22 protein-coding genes are annotated in these 20,898 nt (G+C 45.7%); 20 read left to right on the top strand and 2 right to left on the bottom strand.

Translation table 11 applies throughout. The annotated features are described in order from the left end of the window. The first annotated feature begins 82 nt into the window (after window positions 1–82). The 13 genes from prsW (at window position 83) to spoIVA (ending at window position 12,712) form a co-directional block, all read left to right on the top strand. Complete coding sequence (gene prsW, locus MHB46_RS25860) at window positions 83–778, top strand: glutamic-type intramembrane protease PrsW (protein WP_165177245.1); 696 nt, start codon at window positions 83–85, stop codon at window positions 776–778. 265 nt (window positions 779–1,043) lie between these two features. Continuing rightward, on the top strand, window positions 1,044–2,429 hold the full coding sequence (gene ypeB / locus MHB46_RS25855; protein ID WP_061829227.1) for a germination protein YpeB: 1,386 nt from the start codon (window positions 1,044–1,046) through the stop codon (window positions 2,427–2,429). A gap of 165 nt (window positions 2,430–2,594) precedes the next feature. Next, window positions 2,595–3,254, top strand: a complete 660-nt coding sequence (locus MHB46_RS25850; RefSeq protein WP_165177242.1) for a flagellar brake protein — start codon at window positions 2,595–2,597, stop codon at window positions 3,252–3,254. Window positions 3,255–3,383: 129 nt separating this feature from the next. Continuing rightward, window positions 3,384–4,091 (top strand): (d)CMP kinase, encoded by a 708-nt coding sequence (gene cmk, locus MHB46_RS25845; protein WP_338532518.1) that lies wholly within the window; start codon window positions 3,384–3,386, stop codon window positions 4,089–4,091. After that, window positions 4,088–4,681: a lysophospholipid acyltransferase family protein gene (locus MHB46_RS25840; protein WP_013310746.1), complete on the top strand. Its 594-nt coding sequence runs from the start codon at window positions 4,088–4,090 to the stop codon at window positions 4,679–4,681. Before cmk ends, MHB46_RS25840 begins: the two co-directional genes overlap by 4 nt. A 120-nt stretch (window positions 4,682–4,801) precedes the next feature. Beyond that, on the top strand, window positions 4,802–6,028 hold the full coding sequence (gene rpsA / locus MHB46_RS25835; RefSeq protein ID WP_013371699.1) for a 30S ribosomal protein S1: 1,227 nt from the start codon (window positions 4,802–4,804) through the stop codon (window positions 6,026–6,028). A 147-nt stretch (window positions 6,029–6,175) separates the two neighbouring features. Next, complete coding sequence (der, locus tag MHB46_RS25830) at window positions 6,176–7,498, top strand: ribosome biogenesis GTPase Der (protein WP_013310744.1); 1,323 nt, start codon at window positions 6,176–6,178, stop codon at window positions 7,496–7,498. A gap of 11 nt (window positions 7,499–7,509) precedes the next feature. Beyond that, window positions 7,510–8,118, top strand: a complete 609-nt coding sequence (plsY, locus tag MHB46_RS25825) for a glycerol-3-phosphate 1-O-acyltransferase PlsY (protein WP_039271041.1) — start codon at window positions 7,510–7,512, stop codon at window positions 8,116–8,118. After that, window positions 8,111–9,151: an NAD(P)H-dependent glycerol-3-phosphate dehydrogenase gene (locus tag MHB46_RS25820; RefSeq protein WP_039271042.1), complete on the top strand. Its 1,041-nt coding sequence runs from the start codon at window positions 8,111–8,113 to the stop codon at window positions 9,149–9,151. The genes plsY and MHB46_RS25820 overlap by 8 nt, the downstream gene beginning before the upstream one ends. 166 nt (window positions 9,152–9,317) lie before the next feature. After that, window positions 9,318–9,593, top strand: coding sequence for a stage VI sporulation protein F (locus MHB46_RS25815; RefSeq protein WP_013310741.1), 276 nt, complete (start codon window positions 9,318–9,320; stop codon window positions 9,591–9,593). A gap of 178 nt (window positions 9,594–9,771) precedes the next feature. Further along, window positions 9,772–10,422: a hypothetical protein gene (locus MHB46_RS25810; protein WP_165177236.1), complete on the top strand. Its 651-nt coding sequence runs from the start codon at window positions 9,772–9,774 to the stop codon at window positions 10,420–10,422. Window positions 10,423–10,461: 39 nt separating this feature from the next. Then, the gene (locus tag MHB46_RS25805) at window positions 10,462–10,812 is read left to right on the top strand and encodes a 2Fe-2S iron-sulfur cluster-binding protein (RefSeq protein ID WP_165177234.1); all 351 of its coding nucleotides are present in this window, start codon (window positions 10,462–10,464) and stop codon (window positions 10,810–10,812) included. Between the two features lie 421 nt (window positions 10,813–11,233). Beyond that, window positions 11,234–12,712: a stage IV sporulation protein A gene (spoIVA, locus tag MHB46_RS25800; RefSeq protein ID WP_023989182.1), complete on the top strand. Its 1,479-nt coding sequence runs from the start codon at window positions 11,234–11,236 to the stop codon at window positions 12,710–12,712. 331 nt (window positions 12,713–13,043) lie between these two features. On the opposite strand, the gene MHB46_RS25795 is transcribed toward spoIVA, so the two are convergent. Continuing rightward, window positions 13,044–13,955, bottom strand: a complete 912-nt coding sequence (locus MHB46_RS25795) for an MmyB family transcriptional regulator (protein ID WP_023989180.1) — start codon at window positions 13,953–13,955, stop codon at window positions 13,044–13,046. 131 nt (window positions 13,956–14,086) lie between these two features. On the opposite strand from MHB46_RS25795, the gene MHB46_RS25790 reads away from it, so the two are divergent. The 5 genes from MHB46_RS25790 (at window position 14,087) to MHB46_RS25770 (ending at window position 19,556) form a co-directional block, all read left to right on the top strand. Continuing rightward, the gene (locus MHB46_RS25790; RefSeq protein ID WP_341163925.1) at window positions 14,087–15,019 is read left to right on the top strand and encodes a zinc-binding dehydrogenase; all 933 of its coding nucleotides are present in this window, start codon (window positions 14,087–14,089) and stop codon (window positions 15,017–15,019) included. Between the two features lie 333 nt (window positions 15,020–15,352). Continuing rightward, the gene (locus tag MHB46_RS25785; protein WP_341163924.1) at window positions 15,353–16,468 is read left to right on the top strand and encodes a sugar ABC transporter substrate-binding protein; all 1,116 of its coding nucleotides are present in this window, start codon (window positions 15,353–15,355) and stop codon (window positions 16,466–16,468) included. A 67-nt stretch (window positions 16,469–16,535) separates the two neighbouring features. Continuing rightward, the gene (locus MHB46_RS25780) at window positions 16,536–18,053 is read left to right on the top strand and encodes a sugar ABC transporter ATP-binding protein (RefSeq protein ID WP_341163923.1); all 1,518 of its coding nucleotides are present in this window, start codon (window positions 16,536–16,538) and stop codon (window positions 18,051–18,053) included. Then, window positions 18,050–19,036: an ABC transporter permease gene (locus MHB46_RS25775; protein ID WP_341163922.1), complete on the top strand. Its 987-nt coding sequence runs from the start codon at window positions 18,050–18,052 to the stop codon at window positions 19,034–19,036. Before MHB46_RS25780 ends, MHB46_RS25775 begins: the two co-directional genes overlap by 4 nt. A 247-nt stretch (window positions 19,037–19,283) precedes the next feature. Further along, entirely contained in the window at window positions 19,284–19,556 is a 273-nt protein-coding gene (locus MHB46_RS25770) for an HU family DNA-binding protein (RefSeq protein WP_013310732.1), read from the top strand. A 71-nt stretch (window positions 19,557–19,627) separates the two neighbouring features. On the opposite strand, the gene MHB46_RS25765 is transcribed toward MHB46_RS25770, so the two are convergent. Next, complete coding sequence (locus tag MHB46_RS25765) at window positions 19,628–19,921, bottom strand: hypothetical protein (RefSeq protein WP_250261099.1); 294 nt, start codon at window positions 19,919–19,921, stop codon at window positions 19,628–19,630. 37 nt (window positions 19,922–19,958) lie between these two features. On the opposite strand from MHB46_RS25765, the gene mtrB reads away from it, so the two are divergent. After that, window positions 19,959–20,189 (top strand): trp RNA-binding attenuation protein MtrB, encoded by a 231-nt coding sequence (mtrB, locus tag MHB46_RS25760; protein WP_013310730.1) that lies wholly within the window; start codon window positions 19,959–19,961, stop codon window positions 20,187–20,189. Between the two features lie 98 nt (window positions 20,190–20,287). Further along, a complete protein-coding gene (locus MHB46_RS25755) occupies window positions 20,288–20,839 on the top strand; it encodes a hypothetical protein (protein ID WP_061829217.1) in 552 nt (183 codons plus the stop codon). The last annotated feature ends 59 nt before the right edge of the window (window positions 20,840–20,898 follow it).

The raw sequence follows: 20,898 nt of genomic DNA, 5'->3' as shown, positions 1-20,898 counted from the left end.
TTTTATCGAAAGTGATATCGAAGTGAATTTGTCGGCTCTGCGCTGAAAGCAGGGCCGACTCATTTTTATGGAGGGATGATCGGTGCTTCTGTTTTCGGTTTTAGCGGCAGCCACAGCGCCGGGTCTCGCCTTATTGATGTATTTTTACTTGAAGGACAGGTATGATTCGGAGCCACTGCACATGGTTATTAGAGTGTTTTTGCTCGGCTTTTTGGTGGTTCTTCCTGTCATGATTTTTCAACGCGGGCTGCTGCTTTGGCTAGGGGATCACACGTTAATCCAGGTGTTCGGCATTTCAGCCGGAGTGGAAGAGTTTTTTAAATGGTTTCTGTTGTATCACATCATCTATAATCATACCGAGTTCGACGAGCCTTATGATGGTATTTTGTATGCGGCCGCAGTCTCACTCGGATTTGCAACGGTTGAAAATCTGTTATATGCCTGGGCGGGTCATGCTTCGATTAGCTTGATGCTGATGAGATCATTGCTACCGGTATCCGGTCATGCGATGTTTGGCGTAATGATGGGCTACTACATGGGGAAGGCCAAGTTTTCAGAGGGCTTGAGGAGCAAATACATGTTGCTGCTGTCATTGGTGCTTCCATGGTTCTGGCACGGAGTATACGATTTGATTTTAACGAAATTTTCACATGACTGGATCTGGTTTATCATTCCACTTATGGCATTTCTATGGTATGGAGGAATGGCGAAGATCAGTCGAGCTAATAACCGTTCTCCTTTTCGTTTGTTAAAACGGGAAGAAAAGGTTAATATGTAACGAAATGGGACACACTGATCTGACAAACCTGTTAGAGAAAGAGGTGTCTTTTTTTTGCGTATAAAAGTAAGAATTCATTGTAAAAGATGTGGGGAACGTTTTGTGCTGAGAGGACGTATAGAGCAAGGACAGATTCAGACCGGCTTTAAACGCTGCATTTGCGATAACTGTGAGTTTATTGTTGAAGTCATGGAAAACCATGCATAAGAGAGCATTCTTCTTGTCACACTATCGGTAGTGTACTTGAAGAAAGGAGACTCCCAATATGTATAAGCGACTTAGTGCCGTATTGTTCCCGGTGGTTACCCTGATGATGATAGGAGCATTTGTGTGGGGTTATCAGCAAAGCCAGATGAGAAAAGAGGTGTCTCTTCAGGCAAATAGCATGTCGATAAAAGCGGAAAATCAATACCAGCGTGCGTTTCACGATTTGTCGTTTCATATGGATCAGCTGCATTCTCAACTCGGGAACGCGGTTGCTGTCCATAATACTTCACACGCGATGCACCGCAAATGTTTGATGAACGTGTGGAGGATTGCAAGTGAGGCCCAAAATGAGGTTAATCAGTTGCCTCTGAATGTAATGCCTTTTAATCATGCCAAGGATTTACTGTCACATCTATCCGCGTTTTCGTATCAGACCGCTGTCCGTGATCTGGATCACGAGCCTTTAAACGAGAAAGAAATTTCGAACCTGAAAACGCTATATAACAATTCCAAAGAAATTTCGAAAAACATGCAGGAAGTGCAGCAAAAGGTCCTTAGCAAAAATTTGCGATGGATGGATGTAGATATGGCGGCAGGTTCGCAAACTGGGCCGAAGGACAATACCATTATTGATGGCTTTAAAACCGTGGACAAAAAGGTGGAAAACTACAAGGAGCTGGATTGGGGACCGTCTGTAGCCAGCATCTATGATAAACGCTCTGTGAAAAAATTGAGTCTCCCGGCAGTGAATGCAGAACAAATTAAACGAAATGCCGCTGAATTTACAGGAAAACCGGAAAGTCAGATCCGTGTGAACGAAAACGGTAAAGGAACGGAATGGGCATCTTATACAGCTACCCTGCTAAATAAGAAGCAACCCGTGGCCAGTATGGATTTCACGAAAAAAGGCGGCAAGCTTATTTCTTATCATGACATGAGGGCAGTAGGTCCTAAAAAAGCAACACGTAATGAAGCGATTCGCTATGCTAGTGAATACCTTGAACAAAAAGGTTACAAAGGAATGAAGCCAGTTGCGTATGATGAGAGCGGGAATTTAGCTAATATTACATTTGCGAGCCAACAAGGGGACGTGATTATCTATCCAGAAAAAATCACAGTCAGATCAGGCCTTGATAACGGACAAGTGATCGGTTTTCAATCCAGTGATTATGTGTATGAGCATAGTCATCTCCGCCGCATTCCGCAAGCAAAATTGAATTTGAATGCAGCACGAGCAAAATTGAATCCTGAGTTTCGTGAAACTTACCACCGTAAAGCCTTAATTGAAAATGAACTTTCGAATGAAGTTCTATGTTATGAATTTGGTGGTAAAATCAATGGTTCCGTTTACCGGATATATATTAACGCCAATACGGGGATGGAAGAAACGATTGAAGAGGTTAAAGATTCAGATGAACCTCAGGTTACTGCAAGTAATGCGTAGTTGATTACATGAAAATGAATCAATAGTCACTCTAAACCTCCTTCATGAAGGAGGTTTTTTGTGCTTTAGTCATAGATAGAACAAATAAAATGCTTAATATAGGCATAAAGTCGTGGTATTATATACCTTAATTAGAGCTTTTAATGGACAAGGATGGTGGATCATTTGTTTCCTAAAATTAATGATGTGTTATACATACAAGTGGCTGGTACTGACCATAAGGACGAGATTTTTGAATTTAAGTCTCGTATTGCAGAAGAGGAGTCACAGAACTTTTTAATTGAAATTCCTATGTCACAAACAAGTGGGCATTTGAAAAAATTGTTTCTAGGGGAAGAACTGTCTATATTTTTTATGAGCGAGGGTGGGATTAAAAATTATTTTAATACCCACGTTACGGGTTTTAAAGAGGATATCCTCCGGATGGTTCGTATCCACAAACCTGCTCCAGACAGCATCAGCAAAATTCAGCGCCGCAACTTTCTTCGGGTTAAGGCCAACTTGGAAATTGCAGTAAAGCATGGTGCGAACGAGTCCAGATTTGTAGCAGAGACACATGATGTAGGAGGCGGGGGTGTTTCTTTTCACACCCAGGGAACTCATCATCTTGAAGAAGGAGAATCATTGTCTTGCTGGATTTTAGTTCCATATAAAAACGGTACTCAGGAGCATGTTCCGTTCCAATCTGAAATTGTGCGCATTCAGCAGATGGAAAACGGTCGCAAACTCATTATGCTGAAATATGAGGAAATCGCTGATCAGGAGCGCCAAAAACTGATTAAATATTGCTTTGAAAGACAGCTGGAATTCCGGGGGAAATCTTAATCATCCGAAATTTTTCTTTTTTAGTAAACCTGTCGCTTATTTTGCATCGCCTATAAATGTGTGGTATAATTTTCACGTCGCAGGCAATGCCTGCTTTTTTCTTGAGGTTAGGTTAGGAGGAATTCCCTGTTGGCAAGGCAACATGTATCTTCAAGTAACAAAATAAATGTAGCCATTGATGGACCTGCTGGTGCAGGGAAAAGTACAGTGGCCCGCCTGGTGGCGAAAGCACTTTCTTATGTATATGTAGATACTGGAGCCATGTACCGAGCAGCAACCTGGTACATGATGCGTAAGGAAATTCCTGCAGAAGATGTACAAAAAGTGCTTCAACATGTACCTGAGCTGGTGATTGAATTAGTACCGGACCCCACAGGCCAAAAGGTTTATTGTAACGGGGAAGATGTAACCACTGTGATCCGTTCGATGGAAGTGACTAGCAACGTGTCACAGTATTCAAGTATTGCTGGTTTACGTACACGTTTGACTGAAAACCAGCGTGAGATGGCTGCACGCAAGGGTGTCGTTATGGATGGTCGCGATATTGGAACAACTGTACTTCCCGATGCGGAAGTCAAGGTGTTCATGACCGCAAGTGTTCAGGAACGTGCCTCCCGCCGTTTTAAAGAACTGAGCGAAACTGATGATATCACTCTGGAGCAACTGGAACGTGACATTGCGGCACGTGACAAGCTTGACGAGGAGAGGGAGGTATCCCCGCTTCGTTGCAGTGAGGACGCCATCGTGCTCGATACGACCCATATGGGCATTCAGGATGTCGTTGATACGATCGTATCTTATTGCTTAACGGAGAAGGATGGAGAGATCAGCCAATGATATATACTGTATGCGCCAGTATTTTGCGTCTTATTTACCGCGTTCTGTTTAGACTTGAGGCGGTAGGCAGGGAAAATGTTCCTGCCGAGGGCGGAGTGCTGTTGTGTTCTAATCATATTAGTAATCTTGACCCTCCTACAGTCGGTATTTTGCTGAAGCGAAAGGTTCACTTTATGGCAAAAGCCGAGCTGTTTAATGTTCCTGTACTGGGTCCACTAATTGGGAAACTGGGAGCTTTTCCAGTCAAACGCGGCGGTGTAAGTAAGGAATCCATTAAGCTGGCATTGAACATTTTGCGTGATGGTAAGGTTATGGGGATCTTTCCCGAAGGCTCCAGAGGAGCTGGGGGGATCGGTAAAAAGGGTGCTGCAAGCTTTGCGCTACGCAGTGGAGCGGCTGCCGTTCCGGTCGCCATTATTGGTGATTACAAGCTTTTCCGTAAAACGAAAGTGTTATACGGTAAACCTGTCAATTTGGACGCTTACCAAAAGGGTGCCGATATCGAAGGAGATCCGCTTGAACTTGCAACAGAAGCAATTATGTCTCGTATTCGCACGATGAAGGAAACGGGTAAGCCTACGAATAACTGAAAGGCTTGCATGAATTGTGTCTAAGCTCGGAAAACTAGAACAAAAGTTTATTTATGTTTTGAACTCTGCCATGCGCAGGTTTAAATAAATGGTTTTTTTTGAATTGAGGAGGGTATTGACATGTCGGAAGAAATTAAAAATCAAGAAGCTGCTGAAGCGGCAAATCAAGACGAGCTCGATCAAATCGTCTCCCTGAAAAAAGGTGACACCGTTAAGGGTACAATCGTGAAATTGGAAGATAACCAAGCGGTAGTAAGCATTGGATATAAATACGATGGAGTTATTCCAATTCGCGAGTTGTCTTCTGGTTTGGATAACGCAGAAGAAGCAGTACAAGTAGGCCAAGAGGTTGAAGCTAGAATTATCAGCATTGACGATGGCAAGGAAAAACTTGTTCTGTCCAAACGTGCAATCGACAGTGAAAATGCTTGGGAAAAGTTGGAGCAACTGTTCGAAAGCAAAGAAGTATTTGAAGTTGTTGTGAATGATGTCGTTAAAGGCGGCATCGTGGTAGACGTGGGTCTGCGCGGATTCATCCCTGCATCCATGGTAGAACGCCACTTCGTTGAAGATTTCAGTGATTACAAAGGCCGCACATTGCGTGTTGTTGTAAAAGAACTGGATCGTGAAAATAACAAAGTGATCCTTTCTCAAAAAGACGTTCTGGAAGCAGAATTCGAAGCCAACAAGCTTAAAGTAATGGCTGAGCTGAAAGAAGGCCAAGAAATCGTAGGTACGGTTCAACGTCTTACTCAGTTCGGTGCTTTCGTAGATGTTGGCGGCGTGGACGGTCTGGTTCACGTATCTGAAATTGCTTGGACTCATGTCGATAAGCCTTCTGATGCAGTTTCTGAAGGAGATCAAGTGAAAGTGAAAGTCTTGAAAGTAGATCCTGAAAAAGGGAAAATCAGCCTGAGCATGAAAGCTGCACAGCCTGGTCCTTGGGAATCGGCTGCTGGACAATTCAACAACAATGACATCGTAACAGGTGTTGTAAAACGTCTGGTTAACTTCGGTGCATTCGTTGAAATCGCTCCTGGCGTGGAAGGTTTGGTTCATATTTCCCAAATTTCCCACAAACACATTGGAACTCCACAAGAAGTTCTGGAAGAAGGACAAGAAGTGAAAGTTAAAATTCTTGAAATGAATCCTTCCGAAAAACGTGTTAGCCTGAGCATTAAAGAAACTGAGGAAGCTCCTGAAGCTGCTCCTAAAGCAGAAAGAGCACCACGTGCATCTCGTGCACCTCGTGAGGAACTGAATAATCCTAACGTTTCCCTCAATAATTCCGGTCTGAGCATTACGCTCGGCGAGCGTTTTGGCGATAAGCTGAACAAATTTAAATGAGTTTAAATCAATACATTTTATAATAAGCATAACGTACACCATCGGCGGACCCAGAGGGTTCGCCGATTGTTGTTACGTGACCATATCGCCAATAGGTATGTTTTTTGCTATGATGATAGCGGAAGAATTGACAGGAGGAGTGAATTTATGGCAAGACCCGTTGTGGCTATCGTTGGTCGTCCGAATGTGGGTAAGTCCACTATTTTTAATCGGATTATCGGGGATCGTTTGTCCATCGTGGAAGATAAACCCGGAATCACTCGTGACCGTATATACGGTATATCGGAGTGGAATGGTAAATCCTTCAGTATTATTGACACCGGCGGCATTGAGATTGATGGTGAGGATGTCATTTTAAAATCCATCCGTATGCAGGCCGAACTTGCAATAGAAGAAGCAGATGTAATTGTATTCATGAGTGATGCGAAAGCAGGAATTACACAGTCAGATGAAGAGGTAGCTCAAATGTTATATCGTTCGGGTAAACCGATCATCGTAGCTGTCAATAAGGTGGACAACCTCAGTCGCGCCGATCTGATTTATGAGTTTTATTCTTATGGATTTGGTGATCCAATTGCTGTTTCTGGTAGTCATGGAACAGGGATAGGCGACCTGCTAGATGCCATTACGTCCAATTTGCCTGAGCTGGAAGAAGATCACTATGATGAAGACGTTATTCGTGTTGCCTTGATCGGCCGCCCGAATGTAGGTAAATCTTCACTGGTTAACGCCATTCTGGGAGAAGAACGGGTTATCGTTAGTGACATTGCGGGCACGACGCGTGATGCAATTGATACACCTTTTGAAAAAGACGGTCAAAAGTATGTGCTGATTGATACGGCAGGTATGCGTAAACGTGGCAAAGTATATGAAACGACCGAAAAATATAGTGTAATGCGTGCCATGCGTGCCATTGAGCGTGCAGATGTTGTACTGGTCGTTATTAACGGCGAGGAAGGCATTATTGAGCAGGATAAGCACATTGCTGGCTATGCCTATGAAGCGGGTAAAGCGTCGCTGTTTGTCGTTAACAAATGGGATGTCGTGGACAAGGACGATAAAACGATGCACCAGTTTGAAACGAAAATTCGCGATCACTTTCTGTTTATGACATATGCTCCGATTGTGTTCTTGTCTGCAAAAACGAAGCAACGCCTGCAAAAGCTGCTTCCTGTTGTACAGCATGTGGCACAGCAGCATGTATTGCGTATTCAGACACATTTGCTGAATGATGTAATTTCCGACGCGGTTGCCATCAATCCTCCACCAACAGACAAGGGACGTCGTCTGCGTATTAACTATGTGACCCAGGTTGCTGTTAAGCCGCCAACGATGGTTGTATTCGTAAACGATCCAGAAATAATGCACTTCTCGTATGAGCGTTATCTGGAGAACAAAATTCGCGCCGCCTTCAATTTTGAAGGAACTCCAATTCGTATCTTTACACGGCGCAAGTCTGACGAAAGTTAGGAGCGAATAGGTTGATTTTACAAATCGTTGCCATCGTACTCAGTTACTTGCTTGGCTCTGTCAGCTTTAGTTTGCTGTATGGAAAATTAAAAGGAATCGACATTCGCCAGCATGGAAGCGGCAATGCCGGTGCGACGAATACGCTGCGTGTGCTTGGAAAAGGCCCAGCTATTCTGGTACTGCTGCTGGACGTACTTAAAGGGGTTATTGCAGTGCTAATAGGTCACTGGTTAGGTGGAGAATCATCCTGGGTATCGGGTTTGTGCGGCATTGCAGCGATTGCGGGCCATAACTGGCCGATATATTTTCACTTCCGTGGAGGAAAAGGTATTGCGACTGCTATTGGTGTATTGGCATCGCTTGCCTTACTGCCCGCACTATATGCCGGAATCATTGCGATACTTGCAATCGTAATGACGCGTTACGTATCCTTGGGATCGCTCATATTTGTCATTTTGACTCCCTGGATATTACTCGTTCTTGGTTATGCATGGCCGTTATTCTGGACGGCTCTAATCATTTGTCTGTTCGCTGTGTGGAGACACCGTACCAACATAGTCAAGCTGGTACGTGGGAATGAGAACAAGCTTGGCTCCAAAGGAGGAGATCGTCTTGTCTGAGAAAATAGCTGTGCTGGTCGCGGGGAGTTGGGGAACAGCCCTGGCTTCCGTTCTTGCGGCCAATAACAACGATGTCTCTGTCTGGACGAGAAACGAGCAGCAAGCAGCTGAAATCAATGAGAAGCATACGAATGAGCATTATTTACCAGGCTCCATTTTGTCTGACCGCATTTCAGCTACAACTGATATGCAGACTGCGGTATCTGGTGCTAAAGCAGTGATTATCGTATCTCCTTCGGCTGCTGCTCGTCAGGTGGCACGTAGTCTGAAAGCTCATTTTAGCAAGGATATGCTGGTAGTGCATGCCATTAAAGGTTTTGAAACTGAAACGCTTAAACGTATGTCCACGGTGATCTCGGAAGAACTGGAAGTCGCTGAGGGTGATATTGCTGTGCTGTCTGGTCCGAGTCATGCGGAAGAAGTGGTGAGGAAATGTCCTACAACGGTCGTTGTAGCTTCCTCCAATGAGAAGGCTGCACAAGCCGCACAGGGGCTGTTTATGAACTCCTATTTCCGCGTCTATACAAACCGTGATTTGCTCGGCGTGGAACTGTCCGGGGCGCTAAAAAACATTATCGCATTGGGTGCGGGAATGTCAGATGGACTTGGTTTCGGTGATAATGCCAAAGCGGCTTTATTGACCCGTGGATTGGCTGAAATTACCCGTGCCGGAGTTGAGATGGGCGCTAACCCACTAACCTTTGCCGGCCTGGCTGGTATTGGCGATCTAGTGGTCACTGCAACGAGTCGTCACAGTCGCAACTGGCGTGCAGGGTCACTATTGGGACAGGGCCAACAGCTTGATGCTGTGCTGGAATCTATGGGCATGGTCGTAGAAGGTATTCGAACGACAAAAGCGGCATACGCCATCTCTCAAAAATTAGGTGTTCAGATGCCTATTACAGAGGTGCTGTATGGAGTACTGTTTGAAGGACGTGATGTCCGTAAGGCCGTTGAGGCGCTGATGGGTCGCGATCCTAAGACCGAGATGGAAGTCATGCCACTTCAAACTTGGGAGCAATGGCATTCTTAAGGGCTCGGATGAGCTTTAATAATATAAAAGCTGTCTCATGGTAGATTTTTTCTATAATGAGATAGCCTTTTTTAGTTAGGCGTTTGGCATGTCTTATGTATGCTTAATCACCTTTTGTCTCTGCCACTCATAGACTGAGTTGAGCAATGGCGGAGGAGGGGAGATTGTGAATAAAAACTTTCCGAAAGATGCATTGAAGGCCATTAACAAAAAAGGCGGCAAAAACATATCCGAAAATGCAGTGAAAAAGCTGGCAGGCACGGTAAAGGCGGACACGCTTCAAAGCGAAGCGCAACTGCGTCAGCTTATCAAGCAGGTGTCTGCGATGGCCAACATTCCGGTGTCGGAAGATACAGTAAGGGATATTGTTGGTGCCGTCAAAAAGAGCGGAATGAATCCTTCCAATATGGAAGCGTTGATGAAAATGATGATGAAAAAATAGACCGCTGGTCGCACGCCAGTTAGTATTATTCACCGTGAACCGGGAAGGTTCGCGGTTTTTTTTGTATTTTGGAGTAGGTAACCTCTTTTTCAGTACACAAAATATCGAACTGCCCTGTCGAACATGTTATAATGATGCCCATCAGGAAACGGAAGGAAAGACGGAAAAGGAGGCAATAATGTTGAAGGAGGCAATATCATCAGTGTTAGTAGACAGGCTTCCTCACAATCTGGCAGTTGCGCTGAGTAGCTTGGCAGAGAGCTGGTCAACAGTGTCGGTTCCGTGGATGCTGGGCGGGAGCTGTTCACTGCTTGTGCAAGAAGTTGAACTGGATCGCCTGCCTCGGGACATTGATATTTATGCGGATATTCATGCCGCAAAGCAGCTTCATTCGCACCCCCTGGGTATGAGTATAGATCGACAGCAGGTTGACCGTAGCGGCTCTTACGTTTCATTGCTGAGCCACTATGATCTGGAGGGATTTCCAGTCGAGTTGGTGGGAGGATTTGAGGTATTATGTGGCGGAGCGTTATACCGCTTAGAGATCGAGCGACTACTTTGGTCGACTGGTGTTCAGCTTGAGCTGGGGAGTGCTTCACTGCGTCTGATGCCGCTCAGTCATGAACTTTTATTCAATATATTGCGAAATCGACCCGACCGGTACAAAGCGATTGCCGATGTCATGAAGCGCGACCCGCGACGTCATATCATTGTACTGAAGCAGTTACTAGTCAGTAATATTTTTAATGAGGAGCAATTGGACAAGCTTGCAGAACTTCTGCCTTGGCCAGAGTTGCACTCTGTCATCCAGAAGGGCAATGAAGTATAAGCTGTGTGTATTAGGAGAAAGACGACTGGAGGACCGTTCATGAATGTGCAGATTACGTTTAAGCCGTCAGGCAGGCGCGTACAGGTCGGTCAGGGTACGTCATTGCTTCAGGCTGCTCGTAAAGCGGGCGTATATATTCCCACTCGTTGTGACGGAAAAGCAGCCTGTCTGATGTGTAAAGTACAAATATCACCGGAATGGGCTGAATTGGCAGGTCAACCCAGCGATGCAGAGCAGCGGAAGCTGGGACCTTTACTGGATGAAGGAATACGCTTATCCTGCCAGGCCCGTGTCCAAGGCGATATGGAGGTAACCATACCGGAGGATAAGCTCAAGGCGGCTATCAGGCGGCAACTGGAGCGTCAGGCGATGGATGATGAACTGTGGTAATGCCGATTATGTCAGGAGAATAAAAAAAGGATGGTTTCCGACGACTCTAAACGGTCAGGAGAAACATCCTTTTTTTATTTAGTCTAGCGACGAAGTCATGGGAGAGTCTTGCCCCGCATATATTAGGTGAGTGGACCCAAACGTAAAATATCGTTTCTGCAATGATCGCTCTGTCGTAATCTATTTTTTAAAAAACTAAACATATTTTACGGAGGGGATACATATGATGGTATCAGTCCAAATGCATGTACGAGTTTACGCCGTTTCGCCGATTCCATCAGTCTCCTGAATCTCGGCGGCGGACGACTTCCGGGCATTTTAAAGGCTGTTCTGCCGCATCTGGGATCAAGCAGTTGGTTGAACACGAAGCGGATGCTCTTTAAGCATTTTTCCTTCGGAGACTTTTGAGGAGGGGATTTCATTGGAGAAAGTGGACATTTTTAAAGACATTGCCGAACGCACCGGAGGAGACATTTATCTTGGGGTCGTCGGCGCAGTCCGAACAGGAAAATCAACGTTTATCAAGCGGTTTATGGAGACGATTGTTCTGCCGAACATTACAAGTGAGGCGGACCGTGCCCGCGCCGTAGACGAGTTGCCGCAAAGTGCGGCAGGCAAGACGATCATGACGACGGAGCCTAAATTTGTACCGAATAATGCCGTCCAGATCAAAGTAACGGAAGGACTGGACGTGAATGTACGTCTGGTTGACTGTGTAGGATATGCAGTAGAAGGAGCAAAAGGGTACGAGGATGAAAATGGTCCGAGGATGATTTCCACACCATGGTTCGAAGAACCCATTCCTTTTCAGGAAGCGGCGGAGATTGGTACACGCAAGGTTATTCAGGAGCATTCGACGCTCGGTGTGGTAGTCACTACAGACGGCACGATTGCGGAAATCCCGCGCAGCTCTTATGTAGAGTCGGAGGAACGCGTCATTGAGGAGTTGAAGGAAGTTGGCAAGCCATTTGTTTTGGTTATCAACTCCACGCATCCGCGCAGTGATGAAACACTCCAGCTTCGCAGTGAGCTGGCTGCCAAGTACGATATACCAGTTATGACACTCAGCGCGGCGACTATGACGGAAGATGATGTTACAGGCGTACTTCGTGAAGTATTGTATGAATTTCCGGTGCATGAGGTGAATGTAAACCTGCCGAGCTGGGTCATGGTACTGAACGAAGAGCACTGGCTGCGTAGCAATTATGAAAATTCCGTTCGCGATACGGTTAAAGATATTCGACGTCTGCGTGATGTAGATCGAGTGGTTGGCCAGTTTATGGAATATGAATTCATCGACAGGGCCGGATTGAGCGGGATGAATATGGGGCAGGGCGTAGCTGAAATTGATCTGTATGCTCCCGATGAGCTATATGACCAGATTTTGGTCGAAGTCGTCGGGGTAGAGATTCGCGGCAAGGATCATTTGCTGCAAATGATGCAGGATTTTGCCCATGCCAAACGGGAGTACGACCGCTTCGCCGAGGCGCTGGAAATGGTCAAGACAACGGGATATGGCATTGCAGCGCCGTCATTGTCCGAAATGGCACTAGACGATCCGCAGTTGATTCGTCAGGGCACAAGGTTTGGTGTGCGGCTTAAGGCAACAGCACCTTCCATACACATGATCCGTGTGGATGTGGAATCGGAATTTGCTCCGATTATCGGAACAGAGAAGCAAAGTGAGGAGCTTATGCGCTATCTGATGCAGGATTTTGAGAATGACCCAATCAAAATTTGGGAGTCAGATATTTTCGGACGTTCGCTGCATTCCATTGTACGGGAAGGCATTCAGGGTAAAATCGCTATGATGCCGGACAATGCACGCTATAAGCTGCAGGAAACGCTGGGTCGTATCATTAATGAAGGCTCCGGCGGTCTCATTGCTATTATTCTTTAAGGCTAAGCCACACCCAAAAAAATGTATAAGAGAAATACCGTGGAGAGCAATTGGCTCTCTATGGTTCGCAAAAACAAAATATTAGACTGACCTCTAAAACCAGACAGGGGTAGCCATGGACGAGAAAATAAAGTCCTAGACTACCTCTGTTTTTATTGAGCTTTTCGTTTCTCCTAGCGGAATTTAGGTTCAAATGTAACAATCCGATTAATGAGTTTCACAACGTGATTACCCTGGTAGTCATTTTCATATTTGGTCTCTTTCAACGTAGCACCGAGGCTTATTTAATTTGCAATGAACGATTCTTATAATCGATATAGCAATTGACTGGCTATTTATTAAAAGCGTTGTTCTGGCATTCGGCAGGACACCCCAAATATTCAAATACTCTGCGTCCAGGTTCGTCAATCGGTAAGTACACTTCAATTCCAGGATACATGTGGCTGCTTACAGAAAGATGAATTTGCTTGTAGCGAATGGGGGCTAAATCGGCCATGGCTCCCATTCTGGCCAAAATGATTTTAGAGTGCTCAACTTCATTTGATGAGTCCTTTGGCTGCATACTCCAATATTTATTAAGATCGTCGTATTTTCGAAATCTGTCAATTAACTTTTTATACCAATGGTCGTATCGGGAAAACATGTTATATCTTTTGAAAGCTTGTATCCCGTAAATAGCATGAGACTCCCACTCTTCGAACGACTCAGCATCGAAGGTAGAACGGGGACGAATGGAAAAATCGGAGTTAAAATGAAAATCAACTTTATTCAGTTTTCCATTCATAAAAGAATCGGAGGGGATATCAAATAAATGGCGAAACGGCTCATTTAACCCCTTGATATCTAAGGTATGAGTAACGATCATTGCCGGAAATGGCAAATTACTCATGATCTGCTGCGCTTGCTCCAGAGCCAGCTCCAGAGACCGTCCCTCCAATTCGTAATGGATCGGAAGATAATCAGCGGCGAGGAGAAGATCATTGCGCTCATCTGAAGTGCACTCCAGATACTCAGCAATATGGATCATCGTTTGCCGATCCGGTATTCGACGAGACCGTCCAACCAATAGATTTTTATACGTAGGACATGCCTCATCATTAAGCTCCTGCTGAGTAAATCGTTTCAATAACGGGTGAGATAGCTCAGTATATTCCCGTTGACGTTTCATGCGAACAGCTTCAATCTCTCCCAATACGATTTTTAATGTTTTATATTGGAAGTCCTCGTCCTTGTGCATGGTCATCCTTTTTCAATCCTTTTCATAATGAGGTGTAGTTCTACACTTGGTGCAGATGATTCCCTACAGTATACTACATTGTGAAAAAGGTGAGCTATTTACAAGAGGTTCTCAATGATAATCATGGAGGAGATCGTATGGTTCGTGCAATTGTAACAGATCCGTTTGCTTCAGGATTTTTCGCGATAAAGGAAGTAGCCGCCCCACAGGCCCAGCCTTGGGAAGCGATCGTTCAAGTACAGGCCTTCTCTCTTAATCGGGGTGAAGTTGTAGATGCAAGGAATAATGGAAGACAGATCAGACCAGGCTGGGATTTTGCTGGGATCGTCATCGAGCAGGCCAAAGATGGCACGGGTCCGAAACAAGGAAGCCGTGTGGTAGGCCTTCTCCAAATGGGAGCATGGGCCGAACAAGTTGCTGCCCCTACTTCATTACTGGCTGAATTTCCCGATGATATTACCTTCGCCCAGGCTGCTACTTTACCGGTAGCCGGTCTGTCAGCGCTCTATACGCTTAGAAAAGGAGGAATGCTGCTCGGTAAGCGGATATTGGTAACTGGCTCGACTGGCGGAGTGGGGATTTTTGCACACCAGCTAGCAGCGCAATCAGGAGCTTTTACAGTAGGGGTAGCCAGAACCAAGGAAAAAGCTCTACTTGTTCAAGAGGCTGGTGCTAATGAGGTTGTCGTTGGAGATACGGCGATTTTATCGGTTGATACATTTGGACCTTATCATCTAATTTTGGATTCAGTAGGTGGTGATACGCTAGCTTCATTACTACCTCAGCTTGTGCCAAAGGGGATATGTGTATCTATGGGACATTCGTCCTCACCTTACGCAACGATTAATATCAGAGGCTTAGGGGGTAGGACCTTGTATAGCTTCTTTCTAGGAGAGGAGATAAATCGCTATTCGCCAGCGGAAGATCTGAAATTACTAGGTGAGCTTGTTTCAAAAGGCCAGTTAGTACCAAGGATCGAAGTGGAGGCATCGTGGAAGGAAATTGGAACTATTACCCAACAACTGATAGATCGGAAGTTTTCTGGTAAAGCAGTGCTCCAAATAAGTTAGATGGGAGCGTCCTCATATTGAAAATGACAAGGAGATTGTATCTCCAGGCTAGTCTCCGCTCATGATGTTCACATTTTAAGCATAAGCAAAAATCGACCCTGTGGCGTACCCTGTCAAGTAGAGAACTAAAAAGACACCTCTATGCAGCAACCGTTCCCCGTTATTCAATCGGGGGCGGTTGTTTAATTTTTTTGTGGAATTGTCGTATTTTGTCATATGTAGTCGGAATTTTTTCTATATTTCATAAAACCTATTTACATACTTGGTTTAAAGCGATATATTAAGTATCAAATTTGAATCATTTTGTGGATTGAACGAGGGGGAAATGAAATCATGAATATCCAAAAAGAGCTCCAAAGAAACAAAAAGCTAGGGCTAGGGGCTATCATGCTACTGGTGCTGGTTTTGCTGGTTACTGCATGCGGCGTGCCGAAGACAGAGAGCGGCACTCAAGGGACAAGCACTGCAGGATCGAATACAACAAACGGAAAAACGGACAATTTAAATCTAAAGGGTAAACGGGTTGCGTTGATCATGGAGTTTAACACGGGCACATTTTCGCAACAATATGTTCAAGGTGTGGAAGAGGAAGTTAAGAAATTTGGCGGTGCGCTGACTAAGTTTGTGGCAGATAACGATAAGGCTAAAATGGCTTCTCTGCTTGATAGTGCGATTAACCAGCAATTTGATGTCATTTTGACTGATCACGGTGATGCATTGCTGGAGACAGGGCTGAAAAAGGCAATTTCCCGCAATATTCCGGTTATCGTGTTTGATGCTGCCGTCAATGTTCCGGGTGCGGTAGTGCTCTCACAGGATGACCAAAGCATGGCTGAGCTGACGCTGGAGCAAATGAAAAAGGATATCGGTGGCAAAGGCAACATTGTGAAAGTATGGGTTGCCGGATTTGCACCGATGGAACGTCGTCAGGTTGCTTATGGTGCATTTTTGAAATCCAATCCAGATATTAAAGAAATTGCGACTTTTGGTTCGGCTCAGAATCCTGCGTTGGATACGCAAGCCAAAATGGAAGCTGTATTAAAGCAATATCCTAAGGGCGAAATTACAGCCGTCTGGGCGGCGTGGGATGAGTTTGCCAAAGGTGCAGCCCGTGCCATCCAACAAGCGGGACGTACGGAAATTAAAGTCTACGGCATTGACATGAGCGACGAGGACTTGCAAATGATCCAGGACCCGAAAAATCCTTGGGTGGCCTCGGCAGCCGTAGATCCAACAGATATCGGGCGCGTACAAGTGCGCTATGCATATCAGAAGTTGCATGGGGATAATCCGGAGGAGAAAGTTGTACTGAAGGCTGTATATGTGCAACGCGAAGCGCTGCCAGATAAGCAAATTTCCACATCCGAGCTGTCCCAATATGTGGAGGGATGGGGCCAAAGTGAGCAGGGCTATAAGGATTGGATGAAGGAATATGAAACGTCCAAATAAAAAGTTTGCATCATGCAAAAGGCGCGCTTCGGCGCGCTTTTATCATAAGCAGGCGTGAGGGGGCACCATGAGTTCACAAGTATATACATTGGAGATGAAGAAAATCAGCAAACAGTTTGCTGGTGTAGATGCGCTGCGAGCCGTGGATTTTACGGTGCAGGGTGGCGAAATTCACGCTCTGCTGGGCGCCAACGGGGCAGGGAAAAGCACATTGATGAAGATTTTGTCCGGTGCGTATTGTTCCGATCAGGGAGTTATCGTAGTTGGTGGCAAGGAACTAAACATTAGTTCACCCTGGGAGGCCAAAAGGGCGGGAATCCACTGTGTGTATCAGGAGGTTGATTCAGCGCTTGTGCCTCAGTTAACCGTCGCTGAAAACATTGTAATGGACGATTTGTCTGCACCTGATGGTCGATGGTGGGCTGCGCCGGGGGCTATGCGCAGACGAGCGCGTGAGGCATTAGCACGTCTAGAGGTAGATATTGACGTTCGACGATATGTGTCTGAACTGACATTGGCAGAAAAACAACTTGTACTTATCGCACGTATTCTGACACAGCAAGCAAATACCATCATTTTTGATGAGCCTACGGCGCCGCTCAGCGAAGAAGAAACGCGACGTTTGTTCCGTACAATCCATACACTCAAGGATGAGGGAGTTGCATGTATTCTCATCACACACCGATTGCCGGAGGTTATCGAACACAGTGACCGTGTTACGGTGATGCGTGATGGCGAGCGCGTGTTCACGGGACCTGCTTCTGATTTAAGTGTAGGCGACATCGTTACGCATATGCTTGGAAAAACATTTGAAGAGGAATTCCCAAAAACAGAGGTACCGATTGGTGAAACGATATTGGAAGCAAAAGGGCTTCACAAAGGATTACGAGTGCACGGCGTTGATTTACAGGCCCGACGTGGTGAAATTCTCTCTATAGTGGGTTTGGTTGGTGCAGGCAAGACAGAGCTGTCACGGCTTCTTACAGGAGCAGACAAGCCGGATAAGGGAGAACTGACCTTTAAAGGTCGCTCCATTCGATTGAGAGAGCCAGCGGATGCGATAGCTCGAGGAATTGTGTCCATACCCGAGGAGCGACGTAAGCAGGGGGTGTTGATTGAGGAGAGTGTAGAAAGAAACCTCAGCCTTCCGCTATTGGGGAAGCTGAGTGTCCTTGGTTTCATCAGTCGGCGTAAAGAACGAAATAACGGTAATGGGATTGTCGCCTCTCTCGGTATTAAGACGCCGTCACTCCGCCAGAATGTTAAATATTTGAGTGGCGGGAATCAGCAAAAAGTTGCGATTGGCAAATGGCTGCATTCGGGAGCGGATGTATTTGTTTTTGACGAGCCAACCAAGGGTGTGGATATAGGGGCAAAAAGTGATATTTTCCGTATTATTGGCCAGTTGGCGGAGCAAGGAAAAGCGATCATCTATCTAACCTGTGAATTTGCTGAAGGGATTGGCATTGGTGATCGGATTGCAGTGATGTATGATGGCAAAATTATAAAGGAATTTGCGCGGGGCGAAGTGGAACAGGAACAGCTTCTGTTGTATGCCAGCGGCGGTGAAGAGGTGCATTCATGAAGGAAAAATGGTTAAACGTGTCATTTCGTTACGGTGCCGTAGTTGTCATTATAGGTGTATTGGCGTTTTTTTCATCTACATTACCTTATTTCTGGACTTATGATAATTTAATGGATATTCTAGGTTCGATTGCCATTGTTACTTTCATTGCCATTGGTGTGACGTTGTCCCTTATCGTGGACGGTTTTGACCTGTCGGTGGGAGCTACAGTATCTTTGACAACGGTCGTTTCAGCTTCTTTGATGGTCTGGTATGAGCAGCCTGTTGCGGTGGTCATTATTGTGTCTCTGATTGTCGGCGCTTTGGTAGGACTGTTAAATTCATTATTGATCATTAAATTGCGTATTCCTGATTTGCTCGCAACCCTTGCAATCATGTATATTGTAAGCGGGATTCACAAAACGTACGCTCAGGGCTATACCATATACAATCATATGCAGTTTCCCGATGGCAGCAAGGCGCCGGGGGAGATATCTCCTGCATTTCTTTTGCTGGGGCAAGGTAAATGGTTGGGTATCCCGATTTCGGTTATTTTACTGTTACTGGCTGTGGCGGCGGTGCATGTTTTCTTGACCTATACAAAGCATGGGCGTCAAATGTATGTAACGGGTGGAAATGAGGAAGCTGCTCGTCTGTCGGGCATACGGGTAAAAAAAGTCCGTACTCTGGCCTATGTTGCTTCAGGCGTATTTGCGGCGATTGCCGGTATTTTGTATGCCTCGCGAGTAGGCTCAGGCCAAATTGACGCGGGTTCCCCTTTGCTCATGGAGGCGGTAGCTGCAGTATTCGTCGGTTTTTCGGTCTTTGGTGCTGGTAAACCCAATGTCATTGGTACATTTATTGGTGCGGTATTGATCGGTGTGTTGGTTAATGGACTAACGATGATGAATGTGCAATATTTTGCCCATGATATTGTCAAAGGAGTAGTGCTGGTACTTGCGCTGGCCGTTACTTTTTACGTGTTAAACCGTCGTCGTACTTGAAATTGTCTGTGGACTGTATTACTATAAACCTTGTTCCACGCAAGAAGGGTGCCATAAAACGCCAGTTTCGGCCTATATTGCGGAGGTTAGGTATATTCTATGTATATTTAACGACGAAACGGAAACAGATGATAACATTATGGAAGGCAGTACGCCGCCCGGGTTATTTTATACAGGCGACCTCATATCGGTCATTAACACCGATAACCTTAATGCTGGACTACACTTGAATTGGGAGGTGAATATTATGAATAAAACGGATTTGATCAATCAGGTTTCTGAAAGCACTGAATTGTCCAAAAAGGACGTAACCAAAGCAATCGATGCAGTATTTGAGGCGATCTCTGGAGCGCTGCAAAGCGGAGATAAGGTGCAGCTGGTAGGTTTTGGGAACTTTGAGGTTCGTGAACGTTCCGCACGTAAAGGACGTAACCCGCAAACAGGAGAAGAAATCGAAATCCCTGCGAGCAAAATTCCGGCATTTAAACCGGGTAAAGCGCTCAAAGACGGAATTAAATAAGATTTCTTACATATTCCCAATGCGCTGAAAAGACCGTGAATTTGATTCACGGCCTTTTCTTTTTGCCCTGTTTACTTCGTGGTAGATGTGCTATGGTCTGAAGAAGAGGAAGCTGTTCTGGCGTTTCGCGAGGCATAAGCGATCAGCACCAGGGGTTCACCCGTTAGCTCAGCAAATTCATGCTCTAGCTGTTGAAGCCGTTCGATTTGGGCAGGGCTGAGATTGGCGGGAAGATAGTTTTTCATCAGATCCGTTCCTTTCTTTAATGGATGGGACTGCACGGATAGTATGGCTCGGGACACGCTAATTGTTGCAGGTAGCTCGGGAAGCATGTAGTTGACAAAACTAGCTTGAATCTCCATCATAAAAAGTATAGCTTCGGCTCTCAGGGAGGAAAAGGACATGGAAGATAACGTGACGGGTAGCAGTGAGTACGTCGTAATTAAAGCGAAAAGCAACGGATGTCAGGTTTTTGGTCTGACTAGAGGTCAGGATACACGCTTGCATCATTCAGAAAAATTGGACAAGGGCGAGGTACTGATCGTCCAATTTACGGATCATACTTCTGCTATTAAAATTCGAGGCAAAGCCGTTGTGATGACTAAGCACGGGGTAGTAGATACGGAGGATTAAAATGCAGGCATAGCCTGCTTTTTTTTGTTGTAGAATGAGAGTGAGGACCTTTACCGTAGCAAACCCACATTATGAGGTAGAGGTCAGGGGAGGCTCTGATGAAACCTTGGATTGTATTCGGTGGCTCCATTCTCATAACCATCGCAGCAGCTGTGTTGCTACCGTCCTTACAGGTGCTGGACTCAGGAACCGCAGCAGTTCGTGAGACACAGGCGACGATTTCGCCTCAGCAACGGGTGCTGCTGTCGGATGACAATCTGGTGGATACGCTGAACGAGCTGCCGTTGACCACACCGATTGCAAGCGCAAGCTGGGAACATTCAGTCCTGACCCTGGATGTCAAGCTGTCAAAGGAAGAAACTGCCCCACTAGAGATTTATCAAAACATGGCGGAGCTTGCCGCTTTTAGCTTTTACGGAACGACGAATGTACGGCAATTGCTGCTTCGGGTGGTGACGCAGGACGAATGGTCAGGAGAACGTCATTTGCTGCTTGCATCAGATATACGCCGGAACGAGTGGACGAACGAGGCATTGGAACAGCTGAGAAGCCGGGAAGGCGCGGAATTGCCAGAGGAATTGAAATCCCGTTTCCGCATTACAGTAACGCCCATGTGGCAAAACAGGTTTAACGGTGTATATACAGATTAGATGTTTCTGCCGGTGGACCTACAGTACTTTAGTCGCGAATCATTTTAAATTGTGATATA

Origin of the sequence: Paenibacillus sp. FSL H7-0703, from assembly GCF_038003485.1 — a bacterium.
GTDB lineage: Bacteria > Bacillota > Bacilli > Paenibacillales > Paenibacillaceae > Paenibacillus > Paenibacillus polymyxa_B.
Note: the sequence above shows the minus strand (reverse complement) of the source record. Positions and strands in the feature narration are given on the sequence as shown.

Excerpts from the sequence above, each read along its gene's own strand:
- MHB46_RS25790 (WP_341163925.1), top strand. The coding sequence starts at position 14,087 with ATGGTTCGTGCAATTGTAACAGATCCGTTTGCTTCAGGATTTTTCGCG.
- MHB46_RS25805 (WP_165177234.1), top strand. The coding sequence starts at position 10,462 with ATGAATGTGCAGATTACGTTTAAGCCGTCAGGCAGGCGCGTACAGGTC.
- MHB46_RS25785 (WP_341163924.1), top strand. The coding sequence starts at position 15,353 with ATGAATATCCAAAAAGAGCTCCAAAGAAACAAAAAGCTAGGGCTAGGG.
- MHB46_RS25780 (WP_341163923.1), top strand. The coding sequence starts at position 16,536 with ATGAGTTCACAAGTATATACATTGGAGATGAAGAAAATCAGCAAACAG.
- der (WP_013310744.1), top strand. The coding sequence starts at position 6,176 with ATGGCAAGACCCGTTGTGGCTATCGTTGGTCGTCCGAATGTGGGTAAG.
- MHB46_RS25755 (WP_061829217.1), top strand. The coding sequence starts at position 20,288 with ATGAAACCTTGGATTGTATTCGGTGGCTCCATTCTCATAACCATCGCA.
- MHB46_RS25795 (WP_023989180.1), bottom strand. The coding sequence starts at position 13,955 with ATGACCATGCACAAGGACGAGGACTTCCAATATAAAACATTAAAAATC.
- MHB46_RS25770 (WP_013310732.1), top strand. The coding sequence starts at position 19,284 with ATGAATAAAACGGATTTGATCAATCAGGTTTCTGAAAGCACTGAATTG.
- ypeB (WP_061829227.1), top strand. The coding sequence starts at position 1,044 with ATGTATAAGCGACTTAGTGCCGTATTGTTCCCGGTGGTTACCCTGATG.
- MHB46_RS25810 (WP_165177236.1), top strand. The coding sequence starts at position 9,772 with ATGTTGAAGGAGGCAATATCATCAGTGTTAGTAGACAGGCTTCCTCAC.
- MHB46_RS25775 (WP_341163922.1), top strand. The coding sequence starts at position 18,050 with ATGAAGGAAAAATGGTTAAACGTGTCATTTCGTTACGGTGCCGTAGTT.
- MHB46_RS25840 (WP_013310746.1), top strand. The coding sequence starts at position 4,088 with ATGATATATACTGTATGCGCCAGTATTTTGCGTCTTATTTACCGCGTT.
- MHB46_RS25765 (WP_250261099.1), bottom strand. The coding sequence starts at position 19,921 with ATGATGGAGATTCAAGCTAGTTTTGTCAACTACATGCTTCCCGAGCTA.
- rpsA (WP_013371699.1), top strand. The coding sequence starts at position 4,802 with ATGTCGGAAGAAATTAAAAATCAAGAAGCTGCTGAAGCGGCAAATCAA.
- mtrB (WP_013310730.1), top strand. The coding sequence starts at position 19,959 with ATGGAAGATAACGTGACGGGTAGCAGTGAGTACGTCGTAATTAAAGCG.